Source organism: Neisseria musculi (assembly GCF_014297595.2).
Classification (GTDB): domain Bacteria; phylum Pseudomonadota; class Gammaproteobacteria; order Burkholderiales; family Neisseriaceae; genus Neisseria; species Neisseria musculi.
Genome location: NZ_CP060414.2, coordinates 1,178,000 through 1,200,612 on the forward strand (window position 1 = coordinate 1,178,000; position 22,613 = coordinate 1,200,612).

Below are 22,613 nucleotides of genomic sequence, written 5' to 3' on the forward strand. Positions count from 1 at the left end.
TAGCCAAAACACCGGCTTTATACTAAAATATGCAGACTTTACCCAATCAGACCATCAGTTTCAGGAACACCAACATGACGAAGGAAACCGCTTTGGGCGCAGCACTGAAATCCGCAGTGCAAACCATGAGCAAAAAGAAACAAACCGACATGATTGCCGAACATATCTACAATAAATACGATGTGTTCAAACGCTTCAAACCGCTGGCTCTCGGCATCGACCAGGATTTGATTGCCGGGCTGCCCCAGTTTGACCCCGCCCTGATTGCGCGCGTGCTGGCCAACCACTGCCGCCGCCCGCGTTATCTCAAGGCACTCGCCCGCGGCGGCAAACGCTTTGATCTGAACAACCGCTTCAAAGGCGAAGTCAGCCCCGAAGAGCAGTCAATCGCCCAACAGCACCCCGCCGTGCAGCAGGCGCTTGCCGCCCGCGTCGAACGCCAAGCTGCCGCCGAAGCGCAGCAAACTGCCGAAACCGTGCCGCCATCTCCCGAAGCCCCCGCGCAGAGCAACAACGGCTAAACGCCCTGTCAAACCGGTTCCGCCAACCGCAAGGCAGGGCAGAAACGCCTGCCTTGCGGCCGTCTGAAAGCCTTTACGGCCAGCCTTTTGAAAACCATACAGCACCGGCGCACCTTGCCTGCGGTAGGGAGCCTGCCCGCTGCGTTGCTGCGCCCTGTATCGAAAATATACACACCCGCTCGGCCGACAGAGCACATCTGACCCGGCTCGAATATCACATGACATTTTCAGCAAAAAATAATTTCAAACGGCCTGAACCAAAACAGCCGTGCCGATAACCGGTCATTCACATGCCCAGCCAGCCTGCCAAAATATTCCAATAAAACAGGCAGCCGATGGCGCACACCGCCACCACAATCCCCGCCGCGTTGACGGCGCTGATTTTTTCTTTAAACGCCAAAGCCCCCACCAGCGTGCCGAGCACAATCACGCCGATATTCATGCCCGCAAACACCAGCGTAGGGTTGCTGCCCATCACTTGGTGCGCGCGCACATAGGTGAAAATATTGGCAAAATTCAAACAGCCCAGCACCATCCCGCCGAGTATGCCCGCCGCCGACCATTTGGCCGGCCTGGAAAACAGCCAGCCAAACATCAACACCCCTGCCAGGCAAAACGCCACCAGCAGGTTGCCGGCAAAAGCCGTGCCGCTTTTGGCCACCTGTTTAAACAGAATATCGATCACGCCGTAGCCCGCCCAAACGCCCAGCAGCCAGCCCGCATTGGCCGCAAACCCCTGTTTTTTACCGCCATCGGGCTTCCAAAGTAGGCAGAACAACGCCGTAAACGCCAACGCCAAACCGATCAGACGGCCTGTTGAAAGCTGCTCGCCAAACAGCGTAAACGAAGCCAAAACCGGCAGAAACAGCGACAGCCGCTGCGCCGCATCGGCCCGCACAATCCCCGCCTGTTCCACCGCCTTTCCCATCACCACAAACACAGAAGGCAGCAAAACGCCCAATGCGGCAAACAGCCACCATGTCGGCAGATAAGCCTTCCACGCACTCAAATCAGGCTTCAGCAACTGCATACACAACACAACGGCAACGATATAGTTCACCGCCACCGCCTGAGCGATATCTATTTTCCGCGAGCGGGCGAGTTTGAGCAGCACCGACACGGCAACGCTGCAAAAAATACTGGCAATCAAATAAAGCATCAACACCTCCACCGCAGTTTACCGGGCCGTCTGAACAACCGGTTTCACACACCAACCGGCTCCTGCAGACACCTGCGCTGCAAAACCATTCAATCTTGGAAAACCGGTTATCCGGCCCGACAGCCGCTTTCTCCCGCCGCCTAAACCATGGCCGCCGATTCAGGCACACTCAAAACCACAGGGCTTTGCCGCGCCTTGCGGCATTCGGCAACGCTGAAAAATCCCGACACAAACCTGCCAAAACAAAACCTACACACCATTGGAATTTCCATACCGACATCCTGCACGCCAAATATTTCCACCGTTTCAGACGGCCGCAACCGGCGCAAAAAACTGTTATTTTATCGGTCTTTGCCGCCCCCCAACAAGAGCCGCCCGATATGGCCGCGCCCAAACCATATCTTTTCAGCAAGCCACACAGTGAATCACATAGCGAATCTGCTTTATTTTCAGCACCGGGCGGCAAAACAATACGGAACCTATCCTATTGCGGCTTTGGCAGCCGGCAAAACCATCCCCTTCGGGATAAGGCCGGCAATACCGTAACGCCGATAAAGCGGGCGTACATAACCGCCCGGAGCCCGGCCTGCCGTTAAAACACCGCCTCCCGCCCGATTTTCAGGCGGCCTGCCTATACGTTATAATCGGTTTTTCATCACCCTGCGCCCCGCCGCCATGCCGATCAAACCGCTGTTGCCCGCCCTCCTGCTCTGCTGTTCCGCCGTCTTTGCCGCCCCCGAGCCCGTGCCTGCCGATGCCGCCCAAGCCGGCAGCGGTTTGCAGGAAATCCGCCGCGCCATCAGCGATGCCCAAGCCGATCTCAAACGCAAGCAGAGTGCGCAACAAAACGCCCGCGCCGCGCTTGAGCGCACCCAAGCCGCGCTGACCAGAGCGCAACAGGAGCTCGCAGCCATCAACAAACAGCAGCGCAACGCCTGGGCAAAACTGCAAAAGCTGCAAAACGAGCTGGGCCGTCTGAAAACCGAAGTGGCCGGCATCAAAGCCCAAGTGGCACGCCTGCTTGCCGGCCAATATAAAAACCGCCACCCCAATGCAGTGGCACTGTTTCTGAAAAACGCCGAGCCGGGGCAGAAAGCACGCTACCTGCAATACAGCCGCTACATCAACGAAGCCAACCAAAAAGTCATGAACGATTTGGCGCACCGGCAGGCCGGGCTGGAAAAACAAGAAGCCGCCATCGATGCCGGGCTGGCACGTCTGAACAAAATCAAAGCCCAACGGCAGGCAGCCATCAACAAACTCGACCGCGCCGACACCGCCGCCCAAGCCGAAAGCCGCCGGCTTTCCGAGCAGATCAACAGCCAAATCCGGCATATCTCCGCCCTGCGCGAAAACGAGCAGCGTCTCAACGCCCTGTTGGCCGACATCGCCAAACGCAACGCCGCAAAACGCCGCCAAGAAGCCGAAGCCCGCAAAAAAGCCGCCCAAGCGCGGCTGGCCGCCGCCGAAAAAGCACGCACCGAAAAAGAACAAGCCAAAATCAAAGGCAAACCTGCCCCAACCCAAGAAAGCAAACCCGCCAAAACACCCACCCCAAAACCGCAGGCCCCGCGCTCTACCCTCACCGCCGAAGACCGCGCCCTGCAGGCTCCCGACCAAACCACCGAATATAAAAACAGCTTCAGCCGCATGCAGGGCAGCCTTATCCGCCCCGTGGGCGGCAGCATCAGCGGCCGCTTCGGCCAGGCCCGCCCCGGCGGCGGCACCTGGAAAGGCGTGTTTTTCGCAACCGGCAATGCCCCCGTGCGCAGCATCGCCGGCGGCACCGTTGCCTATGCCGGTGCCCTGAGCGGCTACGGCAACATGGTGGTGCTCGACCACGGCGACGGCTATGTGAGCGTATATTCAGGCTTAAGCAGCGTATCGGTGGGCAGCGGCGGCAGCGTGGGCGCCGGCAGCACCATCGGCACCAGCGGCAGCCTGCCCACCGGAGAGCAGGGGCTGTATCTCGAAATCCGCTACCGCCGCCAGCCGATGAACCCGCTCTCATGGCTGCGCTGAAACCCGCCCTCACGGCTGCGCCCCATTTTCTCTTAACCGCTTTTTCAGACGGCCTTACGCCGCAAAACCCGCAAGGCCGTCTCCCCTCTCCCAACGATTTTTCAACCCTTTCCCAAACAGCCTGATACGGCCAAAATCCGCATCAGGCTGCCGCCCCACATTCAAACCTGCCTAATTTCCGCCCGCCGTCTGAAATATCGGCAGGTCTGTACGGGAAGCAGAGGCCGTCTGAAAATATCAAACCAACCTGAATGGGAAACACTGGCTGTCTGAAAATATCAGACCAACCTGAACCCGAATGGGAAACACAGGCCGTTTGAAAATCCGGCGCAATCGTTTCAGGATAACGTTCAGACGGCCCGGCTGTTCGGTTTGACTCCGAAAGCCCCGCCGCGCTTGCAAACCCGCTGCCGGCCGTCTGAAAATCCGCAAGATGCTTTTCAGACGGCCTGATGCAGTTGAAGCGGCCGCAGGCTGCGCCCCATCTTCCCCTACCTTTTTTCAGACGGCCCTGATGCGCTTGAAACCCGCTGCGGATTGCCGCTCTCCCTTCAAACCTGCAAACCTCCGTTTTCCAAGCCGTCTGAAAATACCGAACCGACTTGAATACCGGAAACAGAGGCCGTCTGAAAGAATCCAACCAACTTGGATTTTGGCTGCGCCAAAACCCGCAGTAGCAGGCTGTGCCACGTTTTCCTAGACAGCCTGATGCAGTTGAAGCGGCCGCAGGCTGCTCCCTATCTTCCCCTACTTTTTTTCAGACGGCCTGATGCGCTTGAAACCCGCTGCGGATTGCCGCTCTCCCTTCAAACCTGCAACCCTCCGTTTTCTAGGCCGTCTGAAACAGCGCATCTGTACAGCCCGTTCAAACGGCTGCTGTTTTCAAACAGCCTTAATCGGCTTTAAAACATCTTTCAGACGGCCTGTATCCCCTCCCACCCCCGTCAAAACCGCCGGCCCAGTGCAGCACCCGCACCCCCGCTTCAAACCCGCCGGAAACAGACTTTAAAGATTTAAAAGCAAACGGTTTCACAACAGCCGTCTGAAAATAACGCCACAGCTGCCTGAAAGCCCATCATCAGAATTTGATTGGCAGCCTGAGCCGTCTGAAAATTTTTTTCAGACGGCCGGGTAATATTCAGACGGCCTGCCCGCCTTGTGCTGCACCGCCGTTGCAAATCAGGCCTTATTTAGCATTTTTTTACCCCTATACAGTTGCCCGCAAACGATAAATCACATAAAGTTCCACAGTTATCCAAGCAGGCCGTCTGAAAGCCTGCGGCTCAGAAGAAAGAGAAAGTTTGGCAATGTCTAATTCCACTTTAAAAAAAATCGCCCTATACACACTGGGCGCATTCAGCGGCGTGGCGTTAAGCCTGAGCGTGCAGAGCCATGCGGCCGGCGAAAAGAAAAACGAAGCCCTGCCGGTGCAGTCCATCCGCACCATGGCCGAAGTGTACGGCCAGATTAAAGCCAATTATTATCAAGACAAATCAGACGATGCCCTGATTGAAGGCGCCATGAAAGGCATGGTATCCGGCCTCGACCCCCACTCGGAATACATGACCAAAAAAGATTATGCCGACCTGAAAGAAAGCACCCGCGGCGAATTCGGCGGCTTGGGTATGGAAGTGGGCGCGGAAGACGGCTTTGTGAAAGTGATTGCCCCGATTGAAGACACACCTGCCGAGCGCGCCGGCGTGAAAAGCGGCGACTTTATCGTGAAAATCAACGGCGTATCCACCCGCGGCATGACGGTCAACGAAGCCGTGAAAAAAATGCGCGGCAAACCCGGAACCGACATCACGCTCACCCTTTCGCGCAAAGATGCCGCCAAACCCATCACCGTGAAAATCACCCGCGCCGTCATCAAAGTGAAAAGCGTGCGCCACCACCTGCTCGAGCCGGGCTACGGCTATATCCGCATCAGCCAATTTCAGGAGCGCACCGTGCCCGCGCTCAACGAGTCTGCCCAAGCCTTGGCCAAACAAAACAAAGGCCCGCTCAAAGGCCTGGTGCTCGATTTGCGCGATGACCCCGGCGGCCTGCTTAACGGCGCGGTGGGCGTGTCTGCCGCCTTCCTGCCCGCCAACGCCACCGTGGTGAGCACCAAAGGCCGCAACGGCAAAGGCGGCATGGTATTGAAAGCAGTGCCTGAAGACTACATTCTCTCTTCCGGCAAAGACCCGCTCTCCGGCCTGCCCGCCGAGATGAAAACCATCCCCGTTACAGTGCTGATTAATTCCGGCTCGGCTTCGGCTTCGGAAATTGTAGCGGGCGCGCTGCAAGACCACCGCCGCGCGGTGGTGGTGGGCACGCAGAGTTTCGGCAAAGGCTCGGTGCAAACCGTACTGCCGCTCTCCAACGGCAGCGCCGTCAAGCTGACCACCGCACTCTACTATACCCCTAAAGACCGCTCGATTCAGGCGCAAGGCATCGTGCCCGATGTGGAAGTGAAAGACAAAGACCGCCTGTTTGAAAGCCGCGAAGCCGATTTGGCCGGCCACATCGGCAACCCCTTGGGCGGCGCAGAAGTAAACGGCGGCGAATATGTGCCGTCTGAAACCGCGAAAGAAGAGCCTAAAACCAAGAGCAAAAAAGAAAAAGACGAAGACCGCTCTTCCCGTCGCATTCCCAACCCGGCCAAAGACGAGCAATTGAAAAAAGCACTCGAATTGGTGAAACATCCCGCCCAATGGCAAAAATCGCTGGGGCTGGCCGCCAAAAAACCGGCACCCCAAAAAGAGAAAAACGGCGAATCGGAATAAACCCCCGACTGGCTGCACCTGCAGGCCGTCTGAAAGCATATTGAAACACCGCCCACGGCGGAACGGCCACGATGTTTTCAGACGGCCTTTACCTAGATTGCGCATACAGCCTGTCCGTTTAACAATCATAACGGAACAACGACAGAGAAAATATGCAGATACCGGTGGTGCAAACCACACAGCAACACAGGCCGGTGCCGTTTGGTTTCACAACGGAGCAGCCAACCGCTCTGTTTACGCTGCGGCGTGCTTGCTGCGCTCCTGCTCAAAGATACCGATTTTGAAAATGCTGAAGCGGCCACAAACCCGGTTTAGCAATGCCCGCACCACCTAAGGCCTGCCGCTTGCGCCGGAGAATAAAGTGGATTCACCCTAGAAACAAACATAAAAACAAAATTTTGCCGGCCGCCCGTGCTGCCAAGGCCAAGCCCGAGCCGCAGCATCCGGCACCAAAGCAAGCTCCGCCACATCACTTATATCCCTTGAAACTGCCGGATTACCCCCGATTTCTACCCGCATGACCGATACCAAACACACATCTTGGCGCAGCAGGCTGCCCGACCGCGAACAAATTTTCGCCTCACGCTGGAGCAAACCCTTTGCCCCGCTGTTCGACAAACCCTATTTCTGGACACTCAACCGCCGCCAAGCCGCCCTATCCGTTGCCGTAGGTATGTTTTGCGGCCTGATGCCCGGCCCCACCCAAATGCTCACCGCCCTGATTGCCGCCTATTTTCTGCGCACAAACCTACCCGTTGCCGTGTTCACCACCCTCTACACCAACCCCATTACTTATATGCCGCTTTACTACACTGCCTACAAAATCGGCAGCGCCCTACTGGGCGTAAAAGCAGCGGCAACCCTGGAATTTCCCGCCTGGAGGAGCGGAAACTTTCTTACCGAATCATGGGCTTGGCTGATTGGCGCAGGCAAACCGCTGCTGGTGGGCGTACCCATTTTAGGCTCAGTGCTGGCCGTAGCAGGCTATCTTGCCGTACTCACAATCTGGCGGCTGCGCACTGCCAGATTGTGGCAGAAACGGAAAGCCCGCCGTGGCTGAACGCTGGCGGCGGCTGAACGCTCAAGAAACCAAGGCAGCGCAGCTGGTTTTTTCAGACGGCATCGACTACGGCCGCATCAAAATCTACCGCGGCATACCGCTGCTGCCCGATCTCAATGTAGCCGTTGCCCCCAACGGTCACATTTATTTTCCCCGCCAAAACTGCCCCGACGACTTCACCTGCACAGGCACGCATTACACCGTGTGGCTGATACACGAACTGACCCACGTTTGGCAATACCAACACGGCTACCGCACCTGGCTGGGCGGCCTGATGCTGGCCGTTAAAGGCGGCTACCGCCAACGCTGCTGCTACGCCTACCCCTCCCCCGCAAGCATCCGCAGCATCGCCGATTTAAACATGGAGCAGCAAGCCGAGCTTATCGCCCACTACTACGCCGCCCGCTTTCTTAAATGGCCGCAATATCAAACCGACCTGCCCCATTTCGAAGCCGTTTTAAACAGCTTTCTCGCCAACCCCCACAACACCGCACTGCTGCCGAAATACCGCAACAGTTTAAGCTGGTTTACCGGCTGAAAGATATTATAATGTAACATATTTCATTTCCGTTACGATGTTGTTACGCCATTTATACTATTTGCAGCTTACTAAGGCGAACTCACTATAACGAACATACTGAACAAGTATAGCTAAAAAAATTGAAGCTTGTGCAAAACCCATACAGCATCTAAAAACATTTACATTATTCTCGGACTTAACTCTTACATATTAATAATATATCGGTCTTAGCCGTCTTGAAAAATGATAGTGTTAGTACCCATTAAAAAAACGCGTGTTTGGGTTGAATCTGTGGATTACCCCTCCTCCGCCTAAAGGGTGTTTTACGGGAGTAATACCCGTTTTCTTCCCGATATTTTGTCCGCACGGCGGTGTCGAAGGCTTGTGCTGATGCGGCAATGACCGGGGCTTGGGTGGATTGGATAGTGTTATTCCTTGCTTGCTGAAAACGGTGTCCAAGCTACAGCAAACCCTCTTTATTTCTGTTACAGCTTTAGTTGTGCCTAACCTAAAGGGCAGTTTTGTAATTATTTAGGCTCTAGACTAGCAAAATAGCTCTGTTAGCCTGGAAAAATGAAATATAACACCAAGTTAAGTGACCATCGGCTCAAAAAAATTATCAAGCATTTTTGTGTCGGTATAGAAGCCTCAAAACCGCTTTGCCGGCAGGCTTCAACCGCAATACCATCAACCACCGGTATCGCATTTTCAGACACGAAATATACCGCTGCCAAAGCGAGCAAAAAGACCTGTTATACGGCAGCATGGAGGTTGATGAAAGCTATTTGTAGCGCGGTTTCCATGGCAAGTCAAAGCGTGGCAGAGGAACGCTTAAACAACCCGTCTTTGGTATTTTCGAAAGAGACGGCAGGGTTTATACCGAAATCGTTCCTGATTGTAAAAAGCAAACACTTCAAGCTGTTATATTGGGAAAGGTCTCTCTGGAGAGTGTTTTTATTCTGATAGCCGGCGCGGTTACAGCGGCCTGGTCGATGCGGGCTACTCTAAACATTTGCGCGTTAATCACGGACAAAATGAGTTTGCAGATGGTACCGGGCGCATCAATGGTATTGAAAGCTTCCGGAGTTTTACCAAACAAAGGCCCGCCAAATTCAATGGCGTAACCAAAAACTTTGATTTGCACCTGAGGGAATGCGAATGGCGATGGAACCGAAACTCTGATGAACTGGGTCACCAACTTTGGGGGCTTTTTAAAGTAAATTTACATAAAGCTGCTAGCCTAGAGCCTTAATTATTAAGCAACTGAAACAGCCATAGAACCGGTTCCATGCTGCCTGTGCGGCAGGCGGTTTGCTGCCTTGTGGTGAAAATAAAGTGGGTTCGCGATATATCTTAACCGTTTTCGGAAAGCAATCAGATAACCAAACTTGTGTTTCTGTTTGTTTCGGCCGGCTGTCACGGCTCTGCGGCTGAAAGCCCCGGCGGTTAATGGTGTTCGCGGGCGTGGTTGATGGTGTATTTCGGAATTTCCACCACCAAATCTTCACCTGCTACTTTGGCCTGGCAGCTCAGGCGCGACTCGGCTTCCAAGCCCCATGCTTGGTCGAGCAGGTCTTCTTCGATTTCGCCGGGTTCTTCCAAACTGCCGAAGCCTTTGCGCACAATCACATGGCAGGTGGTGCAGGCACAGGACTTTTCACAGGCGTGGTCGATTTCGATGTCGTTGGCAAGCAGCAGGTCGCAGATGGTTTGCCCCTGCGGCGCGTTTTCTATGGTTTTGCCTTCGGGGCAGAGTTCGGCATGGGGGAGTATGGTTACTTTCGGCATGGTGTGTCGTTTCTTTCTGATAATAATGTTTTTGATTTCAATCGGGTAAAGTGGTGTTTTCAGACGGCCGGGCGATTTGGCTGCACCGGCAATTTAAAATTTAAATTGACAGGCTTGCAAGGCCGTCTGAAACAGTCAGAGTTCTTCCACGTTTTTGCCCGCCAACGCCCGTTGGATGTTGCGGTTCATGCGTTTGGCGGCAAAATCATCGGTTGCCTGACCGAGCGCGGATACGGCGGCGCGGATGGTTTCGGCGCTGCCGGAGCGCATTTGGTTTTCCAATTCGGCAACGGCCGTCTGAACGGTTTGCAGGCTGTTTTTGTCGAGCAGATCGCCGTCAAGTTCGAGCGCGGCTTTCACGGCGGCAGCCAAGCCTTCGGCCTCCACCACGGCTTCGGCACGGGCGCGGGCGGCCATATCGTCCGAAGCGTTGGCCATGCTTTCTTTCAGCATGCGGGTGATGGTTTCATCGTCCAGCCCGTAAGAAGGCTTCACTTCGATTTGCGCCTGCACGCCGGTGGACTGTTCGCGGGCAGACACCGAAAGCAGGCCGTCTGTATCCACCTGGAAGGTAACGCGGATGCGCGCGGCACCCGCCACCATCGGCGGAATGCCGCGCAGGGTAAATTTGGCGAGACTGCGGCAGTCGGCCACCAGCTCGCGCTCGCCCTGCACCACGTGAATGGTCATGGCGGTTTGTCCGTCTTTAAAGGTAGTGAAATCCTGTGCGCGGGCGGTGGGCAGGGTGCTGTTGCGCGGGATGATTTTTTCTGCCAGCCCGCCGTAGGTTTCCAACCCCAGCGACAACGGGGTTACATCGAGCAGCAGCCATTGGCCGTTGCTTTTGTTGCCTGCCAGCACATCGGCCTGCATGGCCGCGCCCAGTGCCACCACTTCGTCCGGGTTGAGATTATTGAGCGGTGTCTGTCCGAAAAAGGTGGCAACGGCCTGCTGGACATGTGGCATACGGGTGGCGCCGCCTACCATAATTACGCCTTTGATGTCGGATTTGGCTGCACCGGCATCTTTCAACGCCTGCTTCACCGGCTCTATGGTTTTAGCCACCAGGTGTTGGGTGAGATTTTGGAATTCTTGGCGGGTAACGGTATGCTCTATTTCGCGGCCGTCTGAAAGCGTGGTGCGGATGGTGGTGCTGTTGCTTGCGGTTAACGCTTCTTTGGCGGCGCGGGCAAGGCTTAACAGCAATTGGCTGTCCTGCTCGTTGAGCTGCGAAAGTTGGTTTTGTTCGAGCAGGTGGCAGAACAGGCGCTGGTCGAAATCATCGCCGCCCAGCGCGCTGTTGCCGCCGGTGGCTTTCACTGCAAACAATCCCTTCGATAATTGCAGCACGGATACGTCAAATGTGCCGCCGCCGAGATCGTACACCACAAACATACCTTCGGAGGCATTGTCCAAACCGTAGGCGATGGCGGCGGCAGTCGGCTCGTTCAGCAGGCGCAAAACATTCAAACCTGCCAGCCGCGCGGCATCTTTGGTGGCTTGACGTTGGGCATCATCAAAATAGGCAGGCACGGTAATCACTGCGCCGGTAAGTTGGCCGCCGAGTGCGTTTTCGGCGCGTGTTTTGAGGGTGCGCAGAATTTCGGCGGAAACGTCTATCGGTGTTTTTGCGCCTTGGCGGGTCTGCATCTCGATAATGCGCCCGTTGCTGCCGAAACGGTACGGCAGATAGTGGCTGCCCCCGCTGAGATCGGCCGGCGTGCGGCCGATTAAACGCTTGGCCGATGAAATGGTGTTGAGCGGGTCGGTTTTCTGGGCTTTGAGCGCATCGTGACCGGTTTCGGTGCGCGCTTCTTCGCAATAACGCACCACCGAAGGCAGGGAAACCCGGCCTTGTTTGTCGGCAATGCAGGCGGCGCTGCCGCTTTTTACGGTGGCAACCAGGCTGTTGGTGGTGCCCAAATCGATGCCTGCGGCCAAACGGTGCCGGTGCGGCGCAGCCGACATTCCGGGTTCGGCGATTTGCAGAAGTGCCATGTTTTGTGTGCCTTTTTGGATAATCTGTTTTTTTAACCGGCACATATTCTAGCAGATTTAGCGCGGGTAGTTGAGTGAATCTGTCGGGAATAGCCGGCTACTATTTTTCAGACGGCCGCGGTTTCAAATATTTTTGAAATTTAACGATTGCCTAACCGCCAAAATTTTTCTATTTGTAATTTACTTTCTTCATACATTACTGCACATTTCTTTACACGAAACCCAAATAATCCACAACAACTTTAGAATATCAAACAAACATTATTGTTTGGCAGCAAAAGCGGTGTAGCAAGCCGCGGCAACATATTGATATGAGTCAAGATTTATCCGTAGAAATACTACTATTATTTTTGTTGGAAAATTACTTATTTTACCCAGGAGAACCAATATGGCGGAACATCAAACCCCGTCTTCCAAACAAGGGCTGCCCGATCTCTCCAAAAGCATGATTTGGATGCTCAGCTTCGGTTTTTTGGGCGTTCAGACGGCCTTTACCCTGCAAAGCTCGCAAATGAGCCGCATCTTTCAAACACTCGGTGCAGACCCGCACGATTTGGGCTGGTTTTTTTTATTGCCCCCGCTGGCGGGCATGGTGGTGCAGCCCATTGTGGGCTATTACTCCGACCGCACATGGAACCCTAAACTGGGCGGCCGCCGCCTGCCTTATTTGATTTACGGCACCTTGATTGCCGTTATCGTGATGATTTTGATGCCCAATTCAGGCAGTTTCGGCTTCGGTTACGCTTCTTTGACGGCGCTGCTGTTCGGTGCGCTGATGATTGCTTTGTTGGACGTTTCGTCAAATATGGCGATGCAGCCGTTTAAAATGATGGTCGGCGACATGGTTAACGACAAGCAGAAAAGCTATGCCTACGGTATTCAGAGCTTTTTATCCAATACCGGTGCGATTGTGGCGGCCATCCTGCCTTTTTTGTTTGCCTTTTGGGGCTTGGCCAATACGGCGCCCAAAGGCGTGGTGCCGCAAACGGTGGTGGTGTCGTTTTATGTGGGCGCGGTGCTGCTGGTGGTAACCAGTGCATTAACGGTATTCAAAGTAAAAGAATACGACCCTGAAACCTATGCGCGCTACCACGGCATCGACCCGCAGGCCAATCATGGGAAAGTGAGCTGGGTGCAACTGCTGAAAGAGGCACCTAAAGCGTTTTGGACGGTGTCGCTGGTGCAGTTTTTCTGCTGGTTTGCTTTCCAATATATGTGGACTTATTCCGCAGGCGCAATTGCCGAAAATGTGTGGCAGACCACCGATGCTTCTTCTTTGGGTTATCAGGAGGCGGGCAACTGGTACGGCGTTTTGGCGGCGGTTCAGTCTGTCGCTGCGGTAGTGTGTTCCTACGTTTTGGCCAAAGTGCCCAACCCATACCACAAACCGGCTTATTCGCTCTGCCTGGCACTGGGCGCTGCCGGCTTTTTCTCGGTGTTTGCGGTAACGAATCAATATGCACTGGTTTTGTCGTACATTTTGGTCGGCATCGCTTGGGCAGGCATCCTCACCTACCCGCTGACTATTGTTACCAATGCCTTGTCGGGCAAACACATGGGCACCTATCTGGGGCTGTTCAACGGCTCAATCTGCCTGCCGCAGATTGTTGCCTCCCTGCTGAGCTTCGCTTTGTTCCCCATGCTGGGCGGCCATCAGGCGAATATGTTTCTGGTGGCGGGCGCAATGTTGCTGGCCGGGGCGTTGTCGGTATTTCTGATTAAAGAAACGCACAGAGTCTAGGAAGCCGCCATGACTGCCGCACCTGTTTTTTTCGGCCGTGCCGGCGGCCGCGAGGTTTACAAATATGTGCTGCGCAACGCCCGGGGCACGCAGGCCGCCATTTTGACTCTGGGCGGGATTATTCAGGAATTTTCGATATGGCAAAACGGCGTGCGCCGCCAACTGGTAGTGTCGCTGGATAATGCCGAAAGCTATGTTTGCAACCCCTTTCAGATTAACAAGCAAATCGGGCGGGTGGCCGGACGCATTCAAAACGCATCTTTCGAAATCAACGGGCAGGTTTACCGGGTACCGGCCAACGAAGGCAGACACGCCCTGCACGGCGGCGCCAACGGCCTAGGGTCGCAAATATTGGAAGCAAGTGCCGCCGACCCGCAGGAGCTGGCGCTCTCTACCGTGCTGCGGGAGGCAACAGACGGCTATCCGAACAACCTCAACCTGACTATCCGCTACCGCCTCACCGATGATAACCGTTTGGAAGTGCATTACCATGCCGAGGCGGAAGGTGATACGGTTTTCGACCCCACCGTCCATATCTACTGGCAGCTTGCCGAAGGTTTGGGAAACGGCCGTTTGAACATACCGGCAGGCCGGCACATTCCCGCCGACAGCGAAAAATTACCCGCCTACCCGCCCTACCCCGAAAACGCGCTGTTTGATTTTTCAGACGGCCGCCAACTTGACGAAGCCGTTGCGCAACTGCGGGCAAACACGCCCCGGCAGGGATTTGACGATATTTATCAGGTCGAGCCCAACCTAAACCGGCCGGCCGCCGTTTTAGACACGGCCGATGGCTGCCGCATCAAAATTTTCAGCGACCGCAACGGCCTGGTGCTGTTTACCGCCTGCCCGGCCGATCCGGCCAAACACAAACAGGGCATTTACGATACCTTGGCCACCGAAGCCCAAACGCTGCCAAACAGCCTGCACCGCCCCGAATTCGGAGAAATCCGTATGCGCGGCGGCGAAACCAAACAAACCACCATTGTTTACCAAATCGAAACCCATTGAACAAAGGAAACCGCTATGTACACCCGAATCATGGACGTGCACACTTGGAAAATCCAGTCTTCGCGCTTAGAAAAAGAACACAAACGCCTGCAGGAAAGCCTGACCAGCCTCGGCAACGGCTATATGGGCGTGCGCGGCAATTTTGAAGAAAGTTATTCCGCCGACAGCCACTTGGGCACCTACATCGCCGGCGTATGGTTTCCCGACAAAACCCGTGTCGGCTGGTGGAAAAACGGCTATCCGAAATATTTCGGCAAAGCCATCAACGCCGTCAATTTTTTCAAAGCCAGAATTTTTGTTGACGGGCAGGAAGTTGATTTGGCAGCAAACGATGTTCGGGATTTTTCTGTGTGCCTCGATATGCAGACGGGCGTGCTGTGCCGCACGTTTACCGTGTCCGGCGTGAAATTTACCGTTACCAAATTCTTGTCGGTGGCGCAAAAAGAGCTGGCATTCATCAAATGGGAAGCAGTTTCTGCAGACGGCGGCAGCCATCAGGTGAAAATCCAAGCCCTGATTGATGCCGATGTCCGCAATGAAGACGCCAACTATGAAGAGCAATTCTGGCAGGTGCTCAACCACGCGGCAGAAACCGGCGGCGCGCATCTCGCCGCGCAAACCGTTGCCAACCCGTTCGGCGTGCCTCAGTTTATCGTGAACGCACAGCAATCGTTTGCCGGCAACTTTAACGAAACAGGCCGTCTGAAAACCGATTGGGAAGTGGGCAACACCTTTGAAGCGGAAGTCGGCACCGGCGTGAAAACTCTGGAAAAACGCGTAATCGTCACCACCAGCCGGGATTATGCCGGCCTGGCCGAAGCAGAAGCCGCCGCAGACAAATTGACCGCACAAATCCGCAACACTCCGTTCGAAGATTTGCTCAAAGCACACGAGCAAGGCTGGCTGCACCGCTGGGAAATCGCCGATGTGGTTATCGAGGGCAGCGATGAGGCGCAGCAAGGCATCCGTTTCAACCTGTTCCAATTATTCTCCACCTATTACGGTGAAGACGCGCGCCTGAACATCGGCCCCAAAGGCTTTACCGGCGAGAAATACGGCGGTGCCACCTATTGGGACACCGAAGCCTACGCCGTACCGCTCTATTTATCGCTGGCCGAGCCGGAAGTTACCCGCAACCTGCTCAAATACCGCCACAACCAACTGCCTCAGGCGCAGCACAATGCCCGCGAACAAGACTTGGCCGGCGCACTGTATCCCATGGTTACCTTTACCGGCATCGAATGCCACAACGAATGGGAAATCACTTTTGAAGAAATCCACCGCAACGGCGCCATCCCCTACGCCATCTACAACTACACCAACTACACCGGAGACGAAAGCTACCTTGCTAAAGAAGGTTTGGAAGTGTTGGTGGAAGTGTCGCGTTTTTGGGCAGACCGGGTGCATTATTCAAAACGCAACGGCAAATACATGATACACGGCGTTACCGGCCCCAACGAATACGAAAACAACATCAACAACAACTGGTACACCAACACCTTGGCGGTTTGGGTACTCGACTACACTCTCAAAGCGCTGGAAAAACACCCGCGCCCCGACTTGAACGTTACCGCCGCAGAAGCCGCCAAATGGCAGGACATTATCGCCAATATGTATTACCCCTACGATGAAGAGCTGGCCGTTTTCGTACAGCACGATGGCTTCCTCGACAAAGACATCCGCCCTGCGGCCGACCTGAAACCCGAAGATTTGCCGCTCAACCAAAAATGGTCGTGGGATAAAATCCTGCGTTCGCCGTTTATCAAACAGGCCGATGTTTTGCAGGGCATTTATTTCTTCGGCGACCGTTTCAGCCTTGATGAAAAACGGCGCAATTTCGAATTCTACGAACCGCTGACCGTGCACGAAAGTTCGCTTTCCCCGTCTGTCCACGCCATTCTGGCCGCCGAACTCGGCATGGAGGCCAAAGCGGTGGAAATGTACGGGCGCACGGCCCGCCTCGATCTCGACAACTATAACAACGATACCGGCGACGGCCTGCACATCACCTCCATGACCGGTTCGTGGCTGACCATCGTGCAAGGTTTCGCCCAAATGAAAACTTGGAACGGCAAGCTCAGCTTCGCCCCCTTCCTGCCGGCCGCATGGAAAGGCTACGCCTTCCATATCAACTACCGCGGCCGCCTGTTGAAAGTCGAAGTCGGCGGCAGCGTTACCCTCACCCTGCTCAAAGGCGAACCCATCGAAATCGAAGTGTACGGCAGCAAAGTGCTGCTCGAACGCAGCCACACCGCCCCTTTGGGCAGGAAAGGATAAAGCAATGACCTTCAAAGCCGTTTTATTCGATTTAGACGGTGTCATCACCGACACTGCCGAGTATCACTATCTTGCCTGGAAAAAACTGGCCGACAGCCTGGGAATCACCATCGACCGCCGTTTCAACGAGCAGCTCAAAGGCGTATCCCGCGAAGATTCGCTGAAAAAAATCCTCGCCCACGGCGGCCTGCAAAACGCCTTTACGCCCGAAAGATTCGCCGGACTTCTCACGCAGAAAAACGACCGCTATGTCGAAATGATACAGGCCATTACCCCGGCCGATGTGTATCCGGGCATACTGGTGCTGTTGCAGAGCCTGAAGGCTGCCGGCAAAAAAATCGCTTTGGCCTCTGCCAGCAAAAACGGCCCCTTCCTACTCGAAAAAATGGCGCTGACCCCATACTTCGATGCCATCGCCGACCCTGCCAAAGTCGCCCTGTCCAAACCTGCACCCGATATTTTTCTGGCCGCGGCCAAAGGCACGGGCACGGCCATCGGAGAGTGTATCGGCATCGAAGACGCTGCGGCGGGCATCGCGGCCATCAAAGCGGCCGGCGCCCTGCCGGTCGGCGTGGGCAGCCCCGAACATTTGGGCAGCGATATTGCCGTGGTTGCCGACACCCGCAGCCTGACTCTCGACTATCTGCAACAGGTATGGGATAGCGCCTGCAGATTATAAACCTGCCTGCATACCGCAGGCCGTCTGAACACTGTTTTCAGACGGCCTTTATGCATGGTACACAGCAGCCCATCCCTTGACATACAGAAATACAAACACCTTTATGGCAGCGGGTCAGGCCGTCTGAAACCGTTCACAAATTTGCATACCTTTGCCATATTGTATCTTTGCGGCATCAAAGCTTTTTGAGACAATAACCGCGTTCTTCGGAACGAAACCGAAAAACAACACAAACCGCACTATCAAAGGAAAACCTGTGAAACGCATCTTTCTGTTTTTGCTGACCAACATTGCCGTTTTGGTCGTTATCAGCATCATTCTGAGCATACTCGGGGTGAATGCCGCCTCCAACGACATGAGCAGCCTGCTGGTTTATTCGGCAGTTGTCGGCTTTACCGGTTCGATTATTTCGCTGTTGATGTCGAAAACCATTGCCAAACGCTCGGTCGGTGCCGAAGTCATCACCCAACCGCACAACGAAACCGAAGCATGGCTGCTGCAAACCGTTGAAAACCAAGCCCGCCAATGGAACCTGAAAACCCCCGAAGTAGCCATCTACCACTCGCCCGAACCCAACGCCTTTGCCACGGGCGCCAGTAAAAACCACTCTTTGGTAGCCGTGAGCACCGGCCTGCTCGACCATATGACCCGCAACGAAGTAGAAGCCGTGCTCGCACACGAAATGGCGCACATCGGCAACGGCGATATGGTTACGCTCACGCTGATTCAGGGCGTAGTCAATACTTTCGTGGTATTTCTTGCCCGCGTGGTTTCCGGCATCGTGGCACGCAGCGGCAACGGCGAAACCTCGCAAGGCACTTATATGCTGGTGAGCATCGTTCTGCAAATCGTGTTCGGCTTTTTGGCCAACTTTATCGTTATGTGGTTCAGCCGCCAGCGTGAATACCGTGCCGATGCGGGAGCCGCCCGCCTGGTGGGCGCTCCCAAAATGATTGCCGCCCTGCAACGCCTGAAAGGCAATGCCGGCGACCTGCCCAAAGAAATGACCGCCATGGGCATCGCAGGCGGCACGCGCGATTCTTTGATGAGCACCCACCCCACTTTAGACAACCGCATCGCCCGTTTGAAACAGCTGTAACCCCAACCGCCCGCGCTTGGGCATGATAACCAAGCCCTTAAGTCCGACATTGAAATTTCAATGGGATGTGGAACTTAAGGGCTTTGTCATGACCCGTTCCGGCAATCAATAAAAGCCACGGTTTTTTTACTATACAGATGATTTATCCGGCTCAAACAGGTTTATCCGCCCCACGCCCGGAATACCCCAAATTACCCTTCTTCTCCGCCAACGTTTATCAAAGCAAACACCCTTTTGATTGAATTTTTGATTGAATACAGCACGGGGCTGCAGGCCGTCTGAAAAACAGGTTTTCAGACGGCCTGTTTGAATACCGGCCGGATTAACCGTATTTTTATAACCGGCCAATCAAAATAGGTGTCAGACGGGAAGCCGAAGGCAGAAAAACGGTGCCACACAACACGGTGCCGTGATGAGTTTAAAGCGGATCAGCCATGCAGCGGATAATCTGCAGGCTGCAAGCCCCCCTATAGCCACCAATCCACTTCATGTTTGCTGCCAACCCTCAAGCCTCAGCCAATGCAGCAATGTGCGGCAACAAAATTGTAAACCCCTGTCTCTTGTGCCAAAATATCTGCCACCCTCCCTACACAGGAAAACCCATGTTCCGGCATATCGATTTCTACCCCGGCGACCCGATTTTGGGTTTGCTCGAAACTTATCACAACGATCCGCGCAGCCACAAAGTGAATCTCGGCATCGGCATTTATTTCGATGAAAACGGCAAACTGACGTTGCCGGATTCGGTGCGTGCCGCCGAGGCAAGGCGTACCGCTGCCGCGCTACCGCGCCCCTATCTGCCGATGGAGGGCTTGGACGGCCTCCGCCGCGCGGTGCAGAAACTGCTGTTCGGCACCCACTGCGCGGCTTTGAAAGAAAACCGTATCGCCACCATTCAAACCCTCGGCGGCTCCGGTGCGCTTAAAGTGGGTGCCGATTTTCTGCGCCGCTGGTTTCCCGAAGCCAAAGTTTATGTGAGCGATCCCACTTGGGACAACCACAAAGGCATTTTCGAGGGTGCAGGTTTTGAAGTCGGCACTTATCCTTACTACGATTCCGAAACCGGAGGCGTAAAATTCGAGGAAATGCTGGCGTTTTTCTTGAAACTGCCCGAACACAGCGTGCCGGTATTACACCCCTGCTGCCACAATCCTACCGGCGTGGATTTAAGCCCCGTACAATGGGACGCACTGCTCGAAATCGTGCAAACCCGCAAGCTGATTCCGTTTATGGACATGGCTTATCAGGGCTTCGGCGAAAATTTCGACAGCGATGCCTATGCTGTGCGCAAAGCCGCCGACATGGGCCTGCCGCTGTTGGTCGGCAATTCTTTTTCCAAAAACCTTTCACTGTATGGCGAACGCGCCGGCGGCCTGAGTGTGGTATGTTCCAGCCCCGAAGAAGCCGCCCTGGTGTTCGGCCAGCTCAAATTTACCGTACGCCGCATTTATTCCAGCCCGCCCGCACACGGCGGCTGTATCGCGGCAGAAGTGATGAATACGCCCGAGCTTTTCGCGCAATGGGAGCGCGAGGTGTGCACCATGCGCAACCGTATCCGCGCCATGCGGCAAAAACTGTATGAAGTGCTTTCTGAGAAAGTGCCTGATAAAAATTTCAATTATTTCATCACCCAACGCGGAATGTTCAGCTACACCGGCCTTTCTCCCGAACAGGTGCAGCGCCTGCAAAGCGAATTTGCAGTTTATCTGGTTGCCTCCGGCCGTATGTGTGTGGCAGGGCTCAACGGAAGTAATGCCGATTATGTGGCCGATGCCTTTGCCGCCGTGTTAACCGGCCGGAAACCCGCCTGATTGCCGGTAAAAATATCGAGGCCGTCTGAAAGCAAAATGTTCAGACGGCCTCGATTATCTTTTTAACCCGGTTGCCCCAATCAGACCTTAACGCCAATAACGCCACCACGGAATACTGTTGCTTTCGCTCCACGGTTTTTGCAGATAGGGGCTGTTGGGAAAGTTTTGCGCCAAAATGCGGCGGGTATCGTCTGCCAATTGCGTTTTGTTCATTTTGCGGTAAGAAGATTCCATAATCGCCAGCGATTCTTCCACGAAACGGGTATTTTGATACCGTTCGACAATTTTCTGCGCGCGGTTGGCAGCGGCCAAATAGGCACCACGCTTCATATAATAGCGGGCCACGGCGATTTCGTTGCCGCCCAAAGCATCCACCAGCTTCGCCATACGCTCGGTGGCATCGGGCGCGTATTTGCTGTTGGGATAGCGTTCCACCAACCCGGCAAATGCCTGATAGGCCTCGCGGTTGGCTTTCGGGTCGCGGTCCGACCAATCTTGCGAAGCCAGCTTGTTTAAAAACGACTGGTCTTCGTTAAACAGCACCAAACCTTTGAGGTATAAGGCATAATCCATATTCGGATGCTGGGGGTGGTTGCGCTGGAAGCGTTCGATGGCGGCCAGTGCTTTTTCGGGCTCATCGTCTTTATAATAGGCATAAGCCGTGTCTAACTGCGCCTGCTGGGCGTAGCGGCCGTTGGGAAAGCGTGATTCTAAAATTTCATATAACTTGATGGCTCGCGTATAATTATTGCTGTTTAACTCATCATGAGCCTCGGCATACAGTTTTTCAACCGTCCAATCCTGAGTGATTTGGGCATCTTTATCAATGGTGCCTTTGGTGCCGGCGCAGCCGCCCAAAGCCAAGCCTAAAGCAGCCACTAAAAGAATTTTTTTCATGCAGAACTCTTCCTTTGAAAATGAAGCCGATTATAACGATGATTTAGGGTTTTCGGCAGCCCCCGATGCAGAAACTTGCATTAATTTAACCGTCCCTCTCGATTTGGCTGGGGTGCGGCTCGATGCGGTATTGGCCAAACTGCTGTCCGATTACTCGCGCAACCGCCTGACCGCATGGATAAAAGAAGGCGCGGTAACGGTAAACGGAAAAACCGCCCAACCCAAAGACAAAATGATAGGCAGCGAATATATCGCGGTAACGGCGCGCCCGAGCGCAGAAAACCTGGCGTTTACGCCCGAACCCATGGATTTGGACATTATCTATGAAGATGCTTCAGTGATGGTGTTAAACAAACCCGCAGGCCTGGTGGTACACCCCGCCGCCGGCAACTGGACGGGCACCCTGCTCAACGGCCTGCTGGCGCACTGCCCGGGGCTGGCGCAGATTCCTCGCGCCGGCATCGTGCACCGTTTGGATAAAGACACCAGCGGCCTGATGGTAGCAGCCAAAACCCTGAGCGCGCAAAACCATTTGGTGCGCCAATTGCAGGCGCGCACGGTCAAACGCATTTACCGCGCAGTAGCCAACGGCATCGTGCCGTTTGACGGAAAAATCGATACCCTTATCGGCCGCGACCCGCACAACCGCCTGAAAATGGCAGTGGTGAAATTCGGCGGCAAGCCGGCAGTTACCCATGTGAAAGTGTTGGAGCGTTATGCCGCGCACAGCTATATAGAATGCTCGCTCGAAACCGGCCGCACCCACCAAATCCGCGTGCATATGCGCGAAGCCGGCCATCCGCTCGCGGGCGACCCGGTTTACGGCAACCTGCGCCATCCCTGCTCCGACACCGCCAAAGCAGCCGTCAAAGGCTTGGCACGCCAAGCCCTTCATGCCTACCGCTTGAGTTTCGAGCATCCCGCCACAGGCGAAACCGTATCGTTTGAAGCGCCGATTCCTCAGGATATGTACCGCCTGTTATCCGTGTTGCGCTTGGAAGCCGGGCTGGATTCCCCACTCAGCCGTGAGGCCGCATGGCAGGAAACACCCGATAGCGGCGGAGACTGGAATGAAGACGATTACGATGTGGAAACCGTGTATCTGCACGGTTAAACAAAACCGTGCCCACAGCTTTTCAGACGGCCGGAACACCGAAACCGCAGGCCGTCTGAACCTTTCCATGCCGGTAAAAAAGCAGCAGCGCAACCCTAACCGCCGCATCGATTTAGGCTATAATCCGCCTGCCCTTCCCTGCCACACA

The 22,613-nt window shown here is 54.9% G+C and carries 19 protein-coding genes and 1 pseudogene; 14 read left to right on the plus strand and 6 right to left on the minus strand.

Translation table 11 applies throughout. The features are described from left to right. The first annotated feature begins 74 nt into the window (after positions 1-74). On the plus strand, positions 75-521 hold the full coding sequence (locus H7A79_RS06260) for a ProQ/FINO family protein (protein WP_187001408.1): 447 nt from the start codon (positions 75-77) through the stop codon (positions 519-521). A gap of 286 nt (positions 522-807) precedes the next feature. Here H7A79_RS06260 and H7A79_RS06265 read toward each other — a convergent pair whose 3' ends face one another. Further along, on the minus strand, positions 808-1,680 hold the full coding sequence (locus tag H7A79_RS06265; RefSeq protein ID WP_187001409.1) for a DMT family transporter: 873 nt from the start codon (positions 1,678-1,680) through the stop codon (positions 808-810). Positions 1,681-2,355: 675 nt separating this feature from the next. Between H7A79_RS06265 and H7A79_RS06270 the strand changes: the two genes are divergently transcribed. Beyond that, the gene (locus H7A79_RS06270; RefSeq protein WP_187001410.1) at positions 2,356-3,702 is read left to right on the plus strand and encodes a murein hydrolase activator EnvC family protein; all 1,347 of its coding nucleotides are present in this window, start codon (positions 2,356-2,358) and stop codon (positions 3,700-3,702) included. Next, positions 3,690-3,827 (plus strand): hypothetical protein, encoded by a 138-nt coding sequence (locus tag H7A79_RS06275; RefSeq protein ID WP_187001411.1) that lies wholly within the window; start codon positions 3,690-3,692, stop codon positions 3,825-3,827. The genes H7A79_RS06270 and H7A79_RS06275 overlap by 13 nt, the downstream gene beginning before the upstream one ends. Before the next feature lie 17 nt (positions 3,828-3,844). Here the strand turns inward: H7A79_RS06275 and H7A79_RS06280 are convergent, their stop codons facing one another. Further along, the gene (locus H7A79_RS06280) at positions 3,845-4,342 is read right to left on the minus strand and encodes a hypothetical protein (protein ID WP_187001412.1); all 498 of its coding nucleotides are present in this window, start codon (positions 4,340-4,342) and stop codon (positions 3,845-3,847) included. A 373-nt stretch (positions 4,343-4,715) separates the two neighbouring features. Next, entirely contained in the window at positions 4,716-4,880 is a 165-nt protein-coding gene (locus H7A79_RS06285; RefSeq protein ID WP_167743080.1) for a hypothetical protein, read from the minus strand. A 129-nt stretch (positions 4,881-5,009) separates the two neighbouring features. Here H7A79_RS06285 and H7A79_RS06290 point away from each other — a divergent pair, with 129 nt between their 5' ends. From H7A79_RS06290 to H7A79_RS06305, 4 genes and pseudogenes are all read left to right on the plus strand, one after another. Continuing rightward, positions 5,010-6,470 (plus strand): S41 family peptidase, encoded by a 1,461-nt coding sequence (locus tag H7A79_RS06290; protein WP_187001413.1) that lies wholly within the window; start codon positions 5,010-5,012, stop codon positions 6,468-6,470. A 517-nt stretch (positions 6,471-6,987) separates the two neighbouring features. Further along, the gene (locus H7A79_RS06295) at positions 6,988-7,530 is read left to right on the plus strand and encodes a DUF2062 domain-containing protein (RefSeq protein ID WP_187001414.1); all 543 of its coding nucleotides are present in this window, start codon (positions 6,988-6,990) and stop codon (positions 7,528-7,530) included. Then, complete coding sequence (locus H7A79_RS06300) at positions 7,523-8,068, plus strand: type IV secretion protein Rhs (RefSeq protein ID WP_135034881.1); 546 nt, start codon at positions 7,523-7,525, stop codon at positions 8,066-8,068. The genes H7A79_RS06295 and H7A79_RS06300 overlap by 8 nt, the downstream gene beginning before the upstream one ends. Before the next feature lie 555 nt (positions 8,069-8,623). Continuing rightward, a pseudogene (locus H7A79_RS06305) lies at positions 8,624-9,302 on the plus strand (IS1595 family transposase). A 194-nt stretch (positions 9,303-9,496) separates the two neighbouring features. On the opposite strand, the gene fdx reads toward H7A79_RS06305, so the two are convergent. Then, positions 9,497-9,838, minus strand: a complete 342-nt coding sequence (gene fdx / locus H7A79_RS06310; RefSeq protein WP_135034564.1) for an ISC system 2Fe-2S type ferredoxin — start codon at positions 9,836-9,838, stop codon at positions 9,497-9,499. A gap of 135 nt (positions 9,839-9,973) precedes the next feature. Further along, positions 9,974-11,836 carry a Fe-S protein assembly chaperone HscA gene (gene hscA / locus H7A79_RS06315; protein WP_187001415.1) on the minus strand — a complete coding sequence of 621 codons (1,863 nt, stop codon included), beginning with the start codon at positions 11,834-11,836 and terminating at the stop codon, positions 9,974-9,976. A 388-nt stretch (positions 11,837-12,224) separates the two neighbouring features. Between hscA and H7A79_RS06320 the strand changes: the two genes are divergently transcribed. The 6 genes from H7A79_RS06320 (at position 12,225) to H7A79_RS06345 (ending at position 20,454) form a co-directional block, all read left to right on the plus strand. Next, positions 12,225-13,577 (plus strand): SLC45 family MFS transporter, encoded by a 1,353-nt coding sequence (locus H7A79_RS06320; protein WP_135034562.1) that lies wholly within the window; start codon positions 12,225-12,227, stop codon positions 13,575-13,577. A gap of 9 nt (positions 13,578-13,586) precedes the next feature. Then, on the plus strand, positions 13,587-14,588 hold the full coding sequence (locus tag H7A79_RS06325; RefSeq protein WP_187001416.1) for an aldose epimerase family protein: 1,002 nt from the start codon (positions 13,587-13,589) through the stop codon (positions 14,586-14,588). A gap of 15 nt (positions 14,589-14,603) precedes the next feature. Beyond that, a complete protein-coding gene (locus H7A79_RS06330; RefSeq protein ID WP_187001417.1) occupies positions 14,604-16,865 on the plus strand; it encodes a glycoside hydrolase family 65 protein in 2,262 nt (753 codons plus the stop codon). A 4-nt stretch (positions 16,866-16,869) separates the two neighbouring features. After that, on the plus strand, positions 16,870-17,544 hold the full coding sequence (gene pgmB, locus H7A79_RS06335; RefSeq protein ID WP_187001418.1) for a beta-phosphoglucomutase: 675 nt from the start codon (positions 16,870-16,872) through the stop codon (positions 17,542-17,544). 256 nt (positions 17,545-17,800) lie between these two features. Beyond that, a complete protein-coding gene (gene htpX / locus H7A79_RS06340) occupies positions 17,801-18,643 on the plus strand; it encodes a protease HtpX (RefSeq protein WP_187001419.1) in 843 nt (280 codons plus the stop codon). 602 nt (positions 18,644-19,245) lie between these two features. Further along, complete coding sequence (locus tag H7A79_RS06345; protein WP_187001420.1) at positions 19,246-20,454, plus strand: amino acid aminotransferase; 1,209 nt, start codon at positions 19,246-19,248, stop codon at positions 20,452-20,454. An 87-nt stretch (positions 20,455-20,541) separates the two neighbouring features. On the opposite strand, the gene H7A79_RS06350 is transcribed toward H7A79_RS06345, so the two are convergent. Further along, on the minus strand, positions 20,542-21,351 hold the full coding sequence (locus H7A79_RS06350) for an outer membrane protein assembly factor BamD (protein WP_187001421.1): 810 nt from the start codon (positions 21,349-21,351) through the stop codon (positions 20,542-20,544). On the opposite strand from H7A79_RS06350, the gene rluD reads away from it, so the two are divergent. Beyond that, positions 21,350-22,465: a 23S rRNA pseudouridine(1911/1915/1917) synthase RluD gene (gene rluD, locus H7A79_RS06355; RefSeq protein ID WP_187001422.1), complete on the plus strand. Its 1,116-nt coding sequence runs from the start codon at positions 21,350-21,352 to the stop codon at positions 22,463-22,465. The two genes, H7A79_RS06350 and rluD, sit on opposite strands and share 2 nt — an antisense overlap. Positions 22,466-22,613: the final 148 nt, after the last annotated feature.